Origin of the sequence: Plesiomonas shigelloides (assembly GCF_900087055.1) — a bacterium.
In the GTDB taxonomy this organism is placed as follows: domain Bacteria; phylum Pseudomonadota; class Gammaproteobacteria; order Enterobacterales; family CAMTGL01; genus Plesiomonas; species Plesiomonas shigelloides.
Genome location: NZ_LT575468.1, coordinates 430,956 through 446,448, shown reverse-complemented (window position 1 = coordinate 446,448; position 15,493 = coordinate 430,956). Strand labels below are relative to the sequence as shown.

The 15,493-nt window shown below is 55.2% G+C and carries 9 protein-coding genes; 6 read left to right on the top strand and 3 right to left on the bottom strand.

From position 1 onward, the window contains the following. Positions 1 to 80 precede the first annotated feature (80 nt). The 6 genes from nudF (at position 81) to NCTC9997_RS02040 (ending at position 8,949) form a co-directional block, all read left to right on the top strand. Entirely contained in the window at positions 81 to 737 is a 657-nt protein-coding gene (gene nudF / locus NCTC9997_RS02065) for an ADP-ribose diphosphatase (protein ID WP_052181361.1), read from the top strand. A 298-nt stretch (positions 738 to 1,035) separates the two neighbouring features. Continuing rightward, positions 1,036 to 1,875, top strand: a complete 840-nt coding sequence (cpdA, locus tag NCTC9997_RS02060; protein WP_064977175.1) for a 3',5'-cyclic-AMP phosphodiesterase — start codon at positions 1,036 to 1,038, stop codon at positions 1,873 to 1,875. Further along, positions 1,875 to 2,462 (top strand): esterase YqiA, encoded by a 588-nt coding sequence (gene yqiA / locus NCTC9997_RS02055; RefSeq protein WP_039046517.1) that lies wholly within the window; start codon positions 1,875 to 1,877, stop codon positions 2,460 to 2,462. Before cpdA ends, yqiA begins: the two co-directional genes overlap by 1 nt. 57 nt (positions 2,463 to 2,519) lie before the next feature. Next, positions 2,520 to 4,409, top strand: a complete 1,890-nt coding sequence (parE, locus tag NCTC9997_RS02050) for a DNA topoisomerase IV subunit B (protein ID WP_064977174.1) — start codon at positions 2,520 to 2,522, stop codon at positions 4,407 to 4,409. A 22-nt stretch (positions 4,410 to 4,431) separates the two neighbouring features. Beyond that, a complete protein-coding gene (parC, locus tag NCTC9997_RS02045) occupies positions 4,432 to 6,732 on the top strand; it encodes a DNA topoisomerase IV subunit A (RefSeq protein ID WP_064977173.1) in 2,301 nt (766 codons plus the stop codon). A gap of 288 nt (positions 6,733 to 7,020) precedes the next feature. After that, positions 7,021 to 8,949 carry a methyl-accepting chemotaxis protein gene (locus NCTC9997_RS02040; protein ID WP_082935449.1) on the top strand — a complete coding sequence of 643 codons (1,929 nt, stop codon included), beginning with the start codon at positions 7,021 to 7,023 and terminating at the stop codon, positions 8,947 to 8,949. Positions 8,950 to 9,274: 325 nt separating this feature from the next. Here the strand turns inward: NCTC9997_RS02040 and lpdA are convergent, their stop codons facing one another. From lpdA to aceE, 3 genes are all read right to left on the bottom strand, one after another. Beyond that, positions 9,275 to 10,699 carry a dihydrolipoyl dehydrogenase gene (gene lpdA, locus NCTC9997_RS02035; RefSeq protein ID WP_010862594.1) on the bottom strand — a complete coding sequence of 475 codons (1,425 nt, stop codon included), beginning with the start codon at positions 10,697 to 10,699 and terminating at the stop codon, positions 9,275 to 9,277. A gap of 172 nt (positions 10,700 to 10,871) precedes the next feature. After that, positions 10,872 to 12,767: a pyruvate dehydrogenase complex dihydrolipoyllysine-residue acetyltransferase gene (aceF, locus tag NCTC9997_RS02030; protein ID WP_064977172.1), complete on the bottom strand. Its 1,896-nt coding sequence runs from the start codon at positions 12,765 to 12,767 to the stop codon at positions 10,872 to 10,874. Positions 12,768 to 12,779: 12 nt separating this feature from the next. After that, positions 12,780 to 15,437 (bottom strand): pyruvate dehydrogenase (acetyl-transferring), homodimeric type, encoded by a 2,658-nt coding sequence (gene aceE / locus NCTC9997_RS02025; protein WP_039046521.1) that lies wholly within the window; start codon positions 15,435 to 15,437, stop codon positions 12,780 to 12,782. Between the last annotated feature and the right edge of the window lie 56 nt (positions 15,438 to 15,493).

Genomic DNA, 15,493 nt, shown 5'->3' with positions numbered 1-15,493 from the left:
CCATCCACGCATCCCTTTAGTTTCAGTACGTTACTTTAACCGTACGACATAGCTGCAGTGTTTAAGGACAATTTTTGACCATGGTATCTTTGAAGCGTAACACCCCGTCTGACTTGCTGCCAACTGACTTTACCGAAGCTGACATTCAGATGGTGGACAAGCAACCGCTGTATAACGGTTTTTTCCGCCTCACCCGTTACCGTTTTCGCCATCGCTTATTTGCTGGTGGGATGAGCGGCGAAGTGAGCCGAGAAATTTTTGAACGCGGACATGCTGCCGCCTTATTAGCGTATGATCCGAAACAAGATAAAATCGTGTTGGTCGAACAGTTGCGGATTGCCGCGCTGGAAACCAGCGCTAGCCCGTGGTTACTGGAGTTAGTGGCGGGGATTATCGATCCGGGAGAAAGCCCGGAGCAAGTGGTGCGCCGTGAAGCGCAAGAAGAGGCTGGACTGACCGTACAACGCTGCGAGCCGATGCTAAGCTATCTGGCCAGCCCCGGTGGCAGCAGTGAGCGCTTATCGTTGTTTGTCGGCGAAGTGGTCGCGCCCGAATCCGGCACGCTGCATGGGCTGGCAGACGAGCACGAAGATATCAAAGTGCACGTGGTTGACCGCCAAACGGCCATGATGCTGATGGAGCGCGGACGCATTGATAACGCCGCCACCATTATTGCTCTGCAATGGCTGGCGTTGCATGGTGATGCACTACGAAAACGCTGGTTAAACGTGAAGTAACCCCGGTAGACAGCGCACAAAGCGGCAAAACGCAGCGCCGAAAACATGACAAAGAAGAAATGTGTGCCGTGCAGCAATTCTGATAATTTCATTTGGGGATCCATCACTGATCCATAAAATGCACCGAAATAATTCAAATTATCAGATAAACTGCATATCACCATTCACGGTGCCTATTGCCTATGCGTATCCCGATGCTCGGCCAGTAACGTCCAGCATCCAAGGCGCATCAGACGCCGAATAGATCAGGCACCGCATAAATAAGTGACTACAACACCCACAATACGAAGGAAAGCACTTGGAAAGCCTGTTTCAACCGCCGGTTGCAACTGAGCGGGTTCGACTCTTGCAAATCACAGATACGCATCTGTTTGCCGACGAAGAGGGAGCCCTGCTGGGGATTAACACCCTGCAAAGCTACCATGCGGTACTGGATGCCATTGTTGCCGAGCAGCAAATTGCCGAACAGCAACCGGTCGATCTGATTGTCGCGACTGGCGATTTGGCGCAAGACCATTCGCTGGAAGCCTATGACCGCTTTGCCGATGGCATCAGCCGTCTGGGCAGTCCGTGCGTCTGGCTGCCCGGAAACCACGATTTTCAGCCAGCAATGGTCGATGGCCTGCGCGGTAAAGGGATCCAGCCTTCCAAACAGGTGCTGCTTGGCGATCACTGGCAACTGATTCTGCTCGACAGTCAGGTGCTGGGTGTCCCGCATGGCGAGCTGAGTGATTACCAGCTGAACTGGCTAGCTGCGCGCCTTGATGCGCATCCTGAGCGCCATGCCGCCATCTTGCTGCACCACCATCCACTGCCTTCGGGTTGTACGTGGTTGGATCAGCACAGCCTACGTAACAGCCACGTGCTGGATGAGGTGCTCAGCAGCCGTCCTCAGGCCAAAGTGGTGTTGTGTGGTCACATCCACCAAGAGATGGATCTGAACTGGAATGGTCGCCGCTTGCTGGCAACGCCGTCCACCTGCATTCAGTTCAAGGCACACTGCACCAATTTTACCCTCGATCAGCTCACACCGGGCTGGCGTTATCTGGATCTGTTGCCGGATGGCCGCGTCGAAACGCAAGTCCACCGTCTAACCGACCAACGCTTTAGCCCAGATATGGAATCGGAGGGGTACTGATGGCGACCCTGATTTACCTGCACGGCTTTAATGGCTCGAGCGGCTCGGCCAAAGCCACCGAATTGCGAGACTGGCTGGCCGACGCGCTCCCGCAGGTACAGATGCACATCCCCGCCCTGCCGTATGCCCCGCAAGCGGCGATGGCCAAGGTGTGTGCGCTGATTGAAGCCTGTCAGGCCGCAGGAGAAACGCCGGCCTTGATTGGCTCGTCACTCGGCGGTTATTACGTCACTTACTTGTCGCAGCGCTATGGCCTGCGTGGGGTCGTGATTAACCCTGCGGTACGCCCGTTTGAGCTATTGCAAAACTTTCTCGGCCCGAACCACAACCCGTATACCGGCGAAGACTACATTCTGGGGCCGGAGCACATGCAGCAGCTGCTGGATTTGCACCTTCCGACCCTAGCACAGCCACAATTACTCTGGCTGTTACAGCAAACTGGCGATGAAGTGCTGGATTACCGGCAGGCGGTCGATTACTTCGCGCACAGCCGCGCAACCGTAGAGCCGGGTGGCAATCACGCCTTTACTGGTTTTTCACGCCATTTTGCTGCCATAATTGCCTTTCTCGGGCTAACCACGCCTTGACTTTTTATGGCCGCCTGACGACCATAATGCCCAAATACCTGTAAATATATACATACCATGACCCAGTCCAGTTATAACGCCGATGCCATTGAAGTTCTCAGTGGCCTTGAGCCGGTGCGTCGCCGGCCCGGTATGTACACCGATACGACGCGTCCGAACCACCTCGGGCAGGAAGTGATCGACAACAGCGTGGATGAAGCGCTGGCCGGGCATGCCACCCGTATCGATGTCATTTTGCACGCCGATCAGTCACTTGAAGTCATTGATAACGGTCGCGGTATGCCGGTAGATATCCACCCGGAAGAAGGTGTCTCAGGGGTCGAATTGATCCTATGTCGCCTGCACGCCGGCGGGAAATTCTCCAACAAAAACTACCAGTTCTCCGGCGGTCTGCACGGGGTGGGGATCTCTGTGGTCAACGCCTTGTCGAGCCGGGTTGAAGTTACCGTTAAGCGCGATGGCCAGATCTATTCGATCGTCTTTGCGGACGGCGAAAAAATCCAAGATCTGACCGTGATCGGCACCTGTGGCCGCCGTACCAGTGGTACGAGTGTGCACTTCTGGCCGACTGCCAGCTATTTTGATTCGGCCAAGTTCTCGGTCAGTCGTCTGACCCACCTGCTGAAAGCCAAAGCCGTGCTCTGTCCGGGGCTGGAAATCGTCTTTACCGATAAGGTCAACAACACCGAACAGCGCTGGCTGTATCAAGACGGCCTGAATGACTACCTGATTGATGCGGTCAAAGAGTTTGTCACCCTGCCAGAAACGCCGTTTACCGGTGCGGTGTCGACCGATACCGAAGCCGCCGATTGGGCGGTAGTCTGGCTGCCTGAAGGCGGCGAGCTGATTGGCGAAAGTTACGTTAACTTGATCCCCACCGCCCAAGGCGGCACCCATGTTAACGGCCTGCGCCAAGGTCTGCTGGATGCGATGCGTGAGTTTTGCGAATTCCGTAACTTGCTGCCGCGCGGCGTGAAGCTGTCCCCTGAAGATATCTGGGATCGCTGCGCCTATGTCTTGTCACTGAAAATGCAAGATCCGCAGTTTGCTGGCCAAACCAAAGAGCGCCTGTCGTCACGCCAAAGCGCGGCCTTTGTCTCTGGGGTGGTTAAAGATGCATTTAGCCTGTGGCTGAACCAGAACGTGCAATATGCCGAGCAACTGGCCGAGCTGGCGATTAACAGTGCCCAGCGCCGGATGCGCGCCGCCAAGAAAGTGGTGCGTAAAAAGCTCACCTCCGGCCCAGCTCTGCCCGGTAAACTGGCCGACTGCTCGTCACAAGACTTGAGTAAGACCGAACTCTTTTTGGTCGAAGGTGACTCTGCGGGCGGCTCAACCAAACAGGCGCGCGATCGCGAGTTTCAGGCGGTGATGCCGCTGCGCGGTAAGATCCTCAATACCTGGGAGGTTTCCTCAGATGAAGTGCTGGCCTCGCAAGAAGTGCACGACATTTCAGTGGCCATTGGTATCGATCCGGACAGCGATGATTTAAGCCAGCTGCGCTACGGGAAAGTCTGTATCCTCGCCGATGCCGACTCCGACGGCCTGCACATCGCCACCTTGCTGTGCGCGTTGTTCGTGCGCCATTTCCGCACCTTGGTCGAACAAGGACACGTGTATGTGGCGATGCCACCGCTGTTTCGTATCGATCTGGGCAAAGAAGTGCACTACGCCCTCGACGAAGACGAGAAGAACGGCATTCTTGAGCGCCTGAAAAAGAAAAAAGGTAAACCCAACGTACAGCGCTTCAAAGGTCTGGGTGAGATGAACCCGCTGCAGCTGCGCGAAACCACCATGGATCCGAACACCCGCCGCTTGGTGCAACTGACCATCGATGATCTGCAGCAAACGCTCGACATCATGGACATGCTGCTGGCGAAAAAACGTTCGGAAGACCGCCGCCACTGGCTGCAAAGCAAGGGCGATCTGGCGGACATTGAAGCCTGATTAACGTACACAGGAACACCCGATGACAGATTTGACTCAGGGCGGCATCGAGCGCGATGACAACGACGGCACCGAACGCCAGTCGCTGCGCGTGTTTACCGAAAATGCCTACCTCAACTACTCCATGTACGTGATCATGGATCGTGCCTTGCCGTTTATCGGCGATGGCCTCAAGCCGGTACAGCGCCGGATTGTGTACTCCATGTCCGAACTGGGGCTGAATGCGGCTGCCAAGTACAAAAAATCCGCCCGTACCGTGGGTGACGTGCTGGGTAAATACCACCCGCACGGTGACAGCGCCTGCTATGAAGCCATGGTGCTGATGGCGCAGCCGTTCTCCTACCGCTACCCGCTGATCGACGGTCAGGGCAACTGGGGGGCGCCGGATGATCCCAAATCCTTCGCCGCCATGCGTTACACCGAATCACGCCTGTCGAAAATGGCCGACGTGCTGCTCGGTGAGCTCGGTCAAGGCACGGTCGACTTCCAGCCCAACTTTGATGGTACCTTGCCAGAGCCTAAATGGCTGCCAGCTCGTCTGCCGCACATTTTGCTGAACGGCACCACCGGTATTGCGGTGGGGATGGCCACCGATATTCCGCCACACAACGTGCGCGAAATTGTCGGCGCAGTCTCGTTACTGATTGATAAGCCGGATGCCACGCTCGATGAGCTGATGACGCACGTACAAGGTCCGGATTACCCGACCGAAGCGGAAATCATCACCCCACAAAGTGACATCAAAAAAATCTACCAGACCGGTCGCGGCTCGATTCGCATGCGCGCACTGTGGAAAAAAGAGGACGGCGAAATCATCATCACCGCCCTGCCACACCAGTGCTCTGGGGCGAAAGTGCTGGAGCAGATCGCCGCGCAAATGCGCGCCAAGAAGCTGCCGATGGTCGATGACCTGCGCGATGAGTCGGATCACGAAAACCCAACCCGTCTGGTGATCGTGCCGAAATCCAGCCGCGTCGATGTCGACATGCTGATGAACCACCTGTTTGCCTCTACCGATCTGGAAAAGAGCTACCGGGTGAACCTCAACATGCTGGGTCTCGATGGCCGTCCGGCGGTTAAAGGCTTAGTCACTATTTTGAACGAGTGGCTGACTTTCCGTCGCGATACCATTCGTCGCCGTCTGCAGCACCGTCTGGAAAAAGTGCTCAAGCGTTTGCACATTCTGGAAGGCTTGCTAGTTGCGTTCCTCAATATCGATGAAGTGATCGATATCATCCGCACGCAAGACGAACCGAAAGCGGTATTGGTGGCGCGCTTTGGCATCACCGAAACCCAAGCCGAAGCCATTTTAGAGCTGAAACTGCGTCACTTGGCCAAGCTGGAAGAAGTGCGTATTCGCGCTGAACAAGCAGAGTTGGAAAAAGAGCGTCAGCAACTGGAAGCTCTGCTGGGCTCCGAGCGCCGTCTGAACACTTTGATGAAAAAAGAGCTGCAGGCCGATGCCGACAGCTTTGGCGATACACGTCGCTCGCCGCTGGTTGAGCGTAGCGAAGCCAAAGCACTGACCGAGCGTGACCTGACCCCAGCCGAGCCAGTGACCGTGGTGTTGTCCGAAATGGGCTGGGTGCGCTGCGCCAAAGGCCATGATGTGGATGCCGCGGGCTTAAGCTACAAAGCTGGCGATGCCTACCGCGGGTTTGCCCGTGGTAAGAGCAACCAACCGGTGGTCTTTATCGACTCCACCGGACGCAGTTATGCGCTCGATCCGATCACCTTGCCATCGGCCCGTGGTCAGGGCGAGCCGCTGACCGGCAAATTGACACCGCCTCCAGGCGCGGTCATCGAGCAGGTGTTGATGGAAGAGGACAACCAGAAACTGCTGTTGGCCTCTGACGCCGGTTACGGTTTCATCTGTACCTTCGCCGATCTGGTGGCGCGTAACCGCGCCGGTAAGGCACTGCTCAATCTGCCGGATAACGCCAAGGTGTTGCCGCCACTGAATGTCACCCGCGATGATGACCTGCTGATGGCCATCACCTCGGAAGGACGTATGCTGCTGTTCCCGGTCGCGGATCTGCCACAGCTGTCCAAAGGTAAAGGCAACAAGATAGTCACCATTCCATCGGCGCGCGCGGCGGCACGCGAAGAGTTGCTACTGCATCTGCGCTTGATTTCAGCTCAAGCCAGTGTGACCTTGCATGTGGGTAAACGTAAGCTGACCATCAAGCCTGATGATTTGAGCAAATTCCGCGCCGAGCGCGGCCGTAAAGGCACCTTGCTGCCACGCGGTCTGCAAAAGGTCGACCTGATTGAAGTGCAAGAGCCGGTGACCTTAACCAGCTCTGGTGACAGCGAAGAGTAAATCACGGGTACGGCGGTTAACACTCACCGTCGATATCCCCTGATGGCGCTCGCTAAAGAGACACCGCCCCGTTGTGATTTTTTCGCGATGGGGCTTTTTTTATAGTTGCGACCGCGCGCTTTTCATTGCGCATTACCATTTACAAAAGAGTGATATTTACCGCATTTGTATGTGTAATCACTGCAAGATTGTGATGGATATTCAATTTACATCACATTCCACTACAGTCATATCCACACTTGCCGATAGGCATGGCTGAGCCCCTCTCGCCTTGCAAGGATCGGATAGATGATGTCGATTACTGCCTTTTTACGCCGCTTTACTCTCAGACAAAAAATTCTCCTCAGCGTCAGCCTGTTCATTTTACTGAGCAACTTGATTGCCGGTACGCTTGGCTATCGTTCCGCGGAGGCTTTGATCCGCCACCAGCAGTTAGACGAATATCTCCCGGCCTTGCTCGAAGGCGAGCGCAATGCCTTAAACGGCGAATTTGAAACCCTGAAACAGGCCACCCGCCAAATCGCGGAAAACCCGTTCTTACTCAATTTTGCCGCCCAAGGTTTTCCTGCCGAGCAAGAGCCACAACTGATTGCCCTGCTCAATCAGGTCAAACAGCAGTTCAACCTGACCACCACCACCTTTGTCGACCGGCAAAGTAATCGCTTCTGGAATCAAGATGGTTTCCTGCGCGTGCTCAACCCACAGCAAGATGGTTGGTACTTCCCGTACCGCGATAGCGGCCGCACTTGGGATAACAGCATCTATCGCGAGGCCAACGGCAATCTTAAGTTGTTCGTCAACTACCAACAAACCAATGGCCGCGGAATGTCTGGTCTGGCGCAACCGTTGGATGCCGTGATTGCCCGTCTGCGCGCCATCAAAATCAAAGACAGCGGCTTTGTGTTCCTGACCGATGGCAACGGTAATGTCCGCCTGCATCCGGATAACAGCGTAAAAGATATGACGCCGCTGACTCAGCTGTATCAGGGCAACAGCGCCGCGCTGCTTAATCCACAGCACACCAGCGTGCAGGAATCGAGCCGTAATGGAGTTCCGGTATTGGTGGTCAGTACTTTGATCCCAGCGCTGAACTGGTATCTGGTGGCGGAAGTGCCACAGGCCGAAGTGTTCGCCTCACTGCAGCAATTGTTATGGCAACTGCTGAGTTGGGGCATTGGCGGCGGCATTGTGATGCTGCTGATTGCCGCCTTGGTCACCCACCGTCTACTACAACCGCTCAGTGAATCGGCGCGTCTGTTCACCGAGCTCGGCGATGGCAGCGGCGATCTGCAACGTCGCTTACCGGCGCAAGGCCAAGATGAGCTGGCGCAGCTGGCGCGTGGCTTTAACCGTTTTGCCGATAAAATCCAGCACTCACTGCAAGCGGTGGCCGATACCGCCAATGCGCTGCGTACCAGTGCCGAAAAAGTCGCCGAAGAGTCTGAACGCTCGCGTCTAGACAGCCATGCCCAGCGCGATAAAACCCTGATGGTGGTCACCGCCATTAATCAGATGGGAGCCACCGTACAAGAGATTGCCGGTAATGCTTCAGTGGCTGCCGATGCCACCCAAGGTGCGGAGCACGCCTCGGAGCAAGGCTTAACCATAGTCGGCAATACCAAGCAGACCATCCAAAATCTGGCCGACGACATGCAAAACATGGGCAGCGTGATCACCACCTTGGCCGGTCAGACCGAAAGTATCGGCACCATTTTGGACACCATTCGCGGCATCTCCGATCAAACCAACTTGCTGGCGCTGAATGCCGCCATTGAAGCGGCGCGCGCCGGTGAACAAGGACGCGGCTTTGCGGTAGTGGCCGAAGAGGTGCGCAAACTGGCCAGCCGCACATCGGATTCGACCGCCGAGATCCAAAGCATGATCGACCGACTGCAACAAGAAGCCCAGCACGCGGTACAGGCCAGCAGTCGCAGCCATGAGCGCAGTTTGCATGGCGTACAATCAGCCGAAGAGGTGCAGCACAGCTTAAATGACATCGCGGCACGCATTGCCCAGCTCAGCGACATGAACACGCAAGTGGCCGCCGCCACCGAAGAGCAGTCAACGGTAGTACAAGATATCAACCAGAATCTGGATAGCATCAATCAGTTGACCGAGCAAAATGCCGGAACAGCCGAACTGCTGTCGGAGCAAGCGGCCGGCTTACGCAGTCTGTCACAGCAACTGGAGCAGCTGGTCAGCGCGTTTCGCGTATAACCACACGCACAAAAAAGCCGGCCCTGAAATTCAGGACCGGCTTTTTATTGGCTCTCATGTTCACGGCACCCAGTGAGCATTGCTTAGTGCTTATTTCTTTGTGGCGTGCATTTCTTGCTTTGCGACTTTCTTACGTACAGTTTGCTTGCAGGCGTCTTAACTGCTGAACCGGCGGCTATGCTGCCGCCTGATCCCTTCCTTTTCTCGCATCACAACCGATGTAGCATCACTTATACACTAAGCTAGCCACACCAAGCACATCAATCACTATCACACTAACACTGCTCACTCAGCACCGCCGATAACCAATCGACTTTGTGTTGGCTTACTTTTTCTTGGCTTTCGGGTTTGGCAGGTCGGTAATCGAGCCTTCAAACACTTCTGCCGCCAGACCAACAGATTCATGCAGCGTCGGGTGCGCGTGGATAGTCAGCGCGATATCTTCGGCATCACAACCCATCTCGATAGCCAGACCGATTTCACCCAACAGTTCACCACCGTTAGTACCGACAATCGCGCCACCCAGAATGCGGTGCGTCTCTTTGTCGAAAATCAGCTTAGTCATACCGTCAGCGCAGTCAGAGGCGATCGCACGACCGGACGCAGCCCATGGGAAGGTCGCTGTTTCGTACTTCAGACCTTCGGCCTGACACTCTTTCTCGGTCTTACCTACCCACGCCACTTCCGGATCGGTATAGGCGATAGATGGGATCACTTTCGGATCGAAATAGTGTTTCTTACCGGCAATCACTTCGGCCGCAACGTGACCTTCGTGTACCCCTTTGTGTGCCAGCATTGGCTGACCCACGATGTCACCGATCGCATAAATGTGCGGAACGTTGGTGCGCATCTGCTTGTCGGTACGGATAAAGCCACGCTCATCGACTTCAACGCCTGCCAGACCGGCATCCAGTTGCTTACCGTTAGGCACACGACCGATGGCCACCAGCACGGCGTCATAACGCTGCGCTTCGGCAGGCGCTTTCTTGCCTTCCATGCTTACGTAAATACCGTCTTCACGGGCTTCCACCGCAGTCACCTTGGTTTCCAGCATCAAGTTAAACTTCTTGCTGATCTTCTTGGTGAACACTTTCACGATGTCTTTATCGGCAGCCGGGATCACCTGATCGAACATCTCGACCACGTCAATCTCTGAACCCAGCGCATGGTACACGGTACCCATTTCCAGACCGATAATACCGCCGCCCATCACCAGCAGGCGCTTAGGTACTTCTTTCAGCTCCAGCGCATCGGTTGAGTCCCAAATACGTGGATCTTCGTGCGGAATAAATGGCAGCTGAATTGGACGCGAACCGGCAGCAATGATGGCATTGTCGAAGTTCACGGTGGTCACGCCATCGGCGCCTTCCACGGCAATGCTGTTTGGACCGGTAAATTTACCCAGACCATTCACCACCTGCACTTTACGCATCTTCGCCATACCGGCCAGACCGCCAGTCAGTTGGCTGATAACTTTTTCTTTCCACAGACGGATCTTGTTGATGTCGGTGCTTGGCTCACCAAACACGATCCCGTGCTCGGCCAGTGATTTGGCCTCTTCAATCACCTTGGCAACGTGCAGCAGTGCCTTGGATGGGATACAACCCACGTTCAGACAGACACCACCCAGTGTGGAATAACGCTCGACGATCACTGTGTCCAGACCCAGATCCGCGCAGCGGAATGCTGCGGAATAACCTGCCGGGCCGGCACCCAGAACCACTACCTGGGCTTTGATTTCTTTGCTCATCATGACCTCGTTATAATCTTTTTCTTCCTGAACCGGGTACAGCGCGCACAACCGGAGGTTCACCGCGCCACGATTTTACAACCTTGTTAAAATCTCGCAAACAATGTTGCACCCGTTGTGCCTTATTCGTCGGTGCGGTCACAGCTTAAGCCGAAACCGCACCGGATCTGTCTTACATCACCAGACGGCGGATGTCAGACAGCGCGTTGTTCAGGAATGTGATGAAGCGGGCACCGTCAGCGCCATCGATCACGCGGTGATCGTAAGACAGTGACAGAGGCAGCATCAGACGTGGTGCGAACTCTTTGCCGTTCCACTTCGGCTTCATCTCAGACTTGGACACACCCAGAATGGCCACTTCCGGCGCATTCACAATTGGGGTGAAGGCTGTACCGCCAATACCGCCCAGGCTAGAGATAGTGAAGCAACCGCCCTGCATATCAGATGCAGTCAGCTTGCCAGCACGCGCCTTCTTGGAGATTTCCATCAGGTCACGTGACAACTCGGTGATGCTCTTCTTGTTCACATCACGTACCACTGGCACTACCAGACCGTTTGGCGTATCCACCGCAACACCGATGTTGATGTATTTCTTCAGCGTCAGCTTCTGACCATCTTCAGACAGTGAGCTGTTAAAGCGCGGCATCACTTCTAAGGCTTTGCCTACTGCTTTGAGGATAAACACCAGCGGGGTGATCTTCAGATCAGCCTTAGCGCGCTCCAGTTCAGCATTTTGCTGCTTACGGAAAGCTTCCAGTTCGGTGATATCCGCGTCGTCCCACTGCGTTACGTGCGGGATCATCACCCAGTTACGGTGCAGGTTAGCGCCGGAGATCTTCTGGATCCGACCCAGCTCAACTTCTTCCACTTCACCGAACTTGCTGAAGTCCACTTTCGGCCATGGCAGCAGACCCAGACCCGCGCCACCGCTCATCGCCGCCGACGAGGCAGCCTGACCGGATTCCAGACGCTTAAGCGCATCTTTCACGTAGTCTTGTACGTCTTCTTTCAGGATCCGACCCTTACGGCCAGTCCCTTTCACTTTGCCCAGGTTAACCCCGAACTCACGCGCCAAACGGCGTACCACTGGGGTTGCGTGAGCATAAGCATCGTTTTCTGCAAACTCAGCCGCAGCGGCTGGCTTAGCAGCGGCAGCTGGCGCTTCGGCTTTCACCGCGGCTGGCGCAGGTGCTGCACTGGCGACTGGCGCGCTGGCTACTGCTACAGCCGGAGCAGCACCGGCCACTTCAAACACCATGATCAGAGAGCCGGTAGACACTTTGCTACCCGCTTGAACTTTGATCTCTTTAACCACACCGGCAAACGGCGCAGGCACTTCCATCGAAGCCTTGTCACCTTCTACGGTGATCAGCGATTGCTCAGCTTCAACTTTATCGCCAACCGCAACCATGATCTCGGTGACTTCCACTTCGTCACCACCGATATCCGGCACGTTAACGTCTTTCGCCGCGCTGGCCGCAGGAGCGGCAACTGGCGCAGCAGCAGCTACTGGAGCCGCCGCTTGTGCTGGAGCGGCACCCGCCACTTCAAACACCATGATCAGGGAGCCAGTAGAGACTTTGCTACCCGCTTGCACTTTGATCTCTTTAACCACACCGGCAAACGGTGCAGGCACTTCCATGGACGCTTTATCGCCTTCCACGGTCAGCAGAGATTGCTCTTCGCTCACGCTGTCGCCCACGGCAACCATGATTTCAGTCACTTCGACTTCATCACTACCGATATCCGGTACGCACACTTCTTTCAGTGCTGCCGCCGCCGGTGCAGCAGCTGGAGCTGGCGCCGCTTGCGCGGCAACCGGGGCGGCTGCCGCCCCTTCTTGCTCGAATACCATAATCAGTGAGCCAGTAGACACTTTGCTGCCTACCTGCACTTTAATTTCTTTCACAATACCGCCCGCTGAGGCTGGTACTTCCATGGAGGCCTTATCGCCCTCCACGGTGATCAGGGATTGCTCGGCTTCCACTTTATCGCCGACGCTCACCAGAATTTCGGTAACTTCAACTTCATCCGCACCGATATCCGGAACAAAAATCTCAATACTCATGACAGGTGCCTCTTATGCGTACAGCGGGTTAACTTTATCGGCATCGATACCGAACTTAGCGATAGCCTCGGCGACCACTGACTTAGCGATTTCGCCACGGTTAGCCAGTTCAGTCAGCGCTGCAACCACCACGTAGTGGGCATCCACTTCGAAGTGACGGCGCAGGTTTTCGCGGCTGTCAGAGCGGCCGAAACCGTCAGTACCCAGTACGCGGTAGCTGCTAGCTGGCACGAACGCACGGATCTGCTCAGCAAACAGCTTCATGTAGTCAGTTGCAGCAATCGCTGGTGCATCGTTCATCACAGCAGTCACGAACGGTACGCGCGGCTGCGCTTCTGGATGCAGCATGTTCCAACGGTCACAATCTTGGCCTTCACGTGCCACTTCGGTGAACGAGGTCACGCTGTACACGTCAGAGCCCACGCCGTAGTCGGCAGACAGGATCTGCGCCGCTTCACGCACATGACGCAGGATAGCGCCAGAGCCCATCAGCTGAACCTTCGCCTTATCACCGGCCACGGTTTCCAGCTTGTAGATACCCTTACGGATCCCTTCTTCAGCGCCTTCTGGCATGGCTGGCTGATGGTAGTTTTCGTTCATGGTAGTCAGGTAGTAGAACACGTTCTCCTGCTCACCATACATGCGGCGCACGCCGTCTTGCATGATCACGGCCAGCTCGTAAGCGTAGGCAGGGTCATAAGCCACACAGTTAGGGATAGTCAGTGCTTGAATATGGCTGTGACCATCTTCGTGCTGCAGACCTTCACCGTTCAGAGTGGTGCGGCCTGAGGTACCGCCGACCAAGAAACCACGCGCTTGTTGGTCACCCGCCGCCCAGCACAGATCGCCGATACGTTGGAAACCAAACATGGAGTAGTAGATGTAGAACGGGATCATTGGCACATCGTTGGTGCTGTAAGACGTTGCCGCCGCCAGCCAAGAAGAGCCTGCGCCCAGTTCGTTAATACCTTCTTGCAGAACCTGACCGGCTTTGTCTTCTTTGTAGTAAGAAACAACTTCGCGATCCTGCGGGGTGTAGTTCTGACCCTGCGGGTTGTAGATACCCACTTGACGGAACAGACCTTCCATACCGAAAGTACGTGCTTCGTCGGCAATGATTGGCACGATATGCTGGCCAATCCCTTTGTCTTTCAGCAGCACATTCAGTGCACGCACAAACGCCATGGTGGTAGAGATATCACGCGCCTGCTCGCCCAGCAGTGCTTTGAATTCATCCAGTGCTGGAATAGCCAGCTCTTGGGTGAACTTCGGCAGACGGGTTGGTACATAACCTTTCAGCGCCTGACGACGGCCGTGCAGGTAGTTGTACTCTTCCGAGCCTTCTGGGAACTTGATGTATGGCAGCTTCTCGGTTTCTTCATCGCTCAGGTTGATGTTGAAACGGTCACGGAACTGCTTCACGCTGTCCATATCCAGTTTCTTCACGGAGTGAGCAATGTTCTTGCCTTCTGCCGCATCGCCCATGCCGTAACCTTTGATGGTCTTGGCCAGAATAACCACTGGCTTACCTTTGGTCTGCTTGGCTTTCTGGAATGCTGCGAAGACTTTCTCTGGATCGTGACCACCACGGTTCAGCGCCCAGATTTCGTCGTCGGTCATGTCTTTAACCAGTGCCGCCGTTTCTGGGTACTTGTTAAAGAAGTGCTCACGCACATAAGCACCGTCTTTGGACTTCAGGGTCTGATAGTCACCGTCAACAGTTTCGTTCATCAGCTGCAGCAGTTTACCGGAGGTATCTTTCTTCAGCAGTTCATCCCACTTGCTACCCCAGATAACCTTGATCACTTCCCAGCCAGCGCCGCGGAACAGACCTTCCAGCTCTTGTACGATCTTACCGTTACCGACCACTGGGCCATCCAGACGCTGCAGGTTACAGTTGATCACGTAGCACAGGTTGTCCAACTTCTCACGGGCCGCGAAAGTCAGTGCACCTTTGGATTCTGGCTCATCCATCTCACCGTCGCCCAAGAAGGCATATACGGTTTGCTCAGTGGTATTCTTCAGACCGCGATCGTTCAGATACTTCAGGAAGCGCGCCTGATAAATCGCATTGATTGGACCCAAGCCCATTGATACGGTCGGGAACTGCCAGAACTCAGGCATCAGTTTCGGGTGCGGATAAGAAGAAACGCCTTTGCCATCCACTTCCTGACGGAAGTTGTTCAGCTGCTCTTCAGTCAAGCGGCCTTCAATGAACGCACGGGCGTAGATCCCCGGAGAGATGTGACCCTGGAAGAACACCAGATCGCCGCCATCTTGCTCGTTACGCGCACGGAAGAAATGGTTGAATGCCACATCATAGATGGTGGCAGAAGACTGGAAGGACGCCATGTGGCCACCCAGATCCAGGTCTTTTTTGGAGGCACGCAGTACAGTCATGATGGCGTTCCAGCGGATCGCGGAACGGATACGACGCTCCAGCTCATGATTGCCCGGATAAGCCGGTTGTTCAGACGCCGGAATGGTATTGATGTAATCAGTGTGGATACCACTTGGCAGTGACACACCGTTTACACGTGCTTTATCCATGATCTGATCGATCAGGAACTGGGCACGCTCAACACCTTCTTCGCGAATTACCGATTCGAGAGCCTGCAACCAGTCGCTGGTTTCGATCGGATCCACGTCATTTTTCATCATGTCTGACATGGTGTTCTTCCTTATCTGCTTGTTCGGTCAATTTTGTTCAATCTGGAAGCCTTTCC

Bases quoted from the DNA above. Each gene is read 5' to 3' on its own strand.
- nudF (WP_052181361.1), top strand. From the start codon at position 81: ATGGTATCTTTGAAGCGTAACACCCCGTCTGACTTGCTGCCAACTGAC.
- yqiA (WP_039046517.1), top strand. From the start codon at position 1,875: ATGGCGACCCTGATTTACCTGCACGGCTTTAATGGCTCGAGCGGCTCG.
- parE (WP_064977174.1), top strand. From the start codon at position 2,520: ATGACCCAGTCCAGTTATAACGCCGATGCCATTGAAGTTCTCAGTGGC.
- parC (WP_064977173.1), top strand. From the start codon at position 4,432: ATGACAGATTTGACTCAGGGCGGCATCGAGCGCGATGACAACGACGGC.
- NCTC9997_RS02040 (WP_082935449.1), top strand. From the start codon at position 7,021: ATGATGTCGATTACTGCCTTTTTACGCCGCTTTACTCTCAGACAAAAA.
- lpdA (WP_010862594.1), bottom strand. From the start codon at position 10,699: ATGAGCAAAGAAATCAAAGCCCAGGTAGTGGTTCTGGGTGCCGGCCCG.
- aceF (WP_064977172.1), bottom strand. From the start codon at position 12,767: ATGAGTATTGAGATTTTTGTTCCGGATATCGGTGCGGATGAAGTTGAA.
- aceE (WP_039046521.1), bottom strand. From the start codon at position 15,437: ATGTCAGACATGATGAAAAATGACGTGGATCCGATCGAAACCAGCGAC.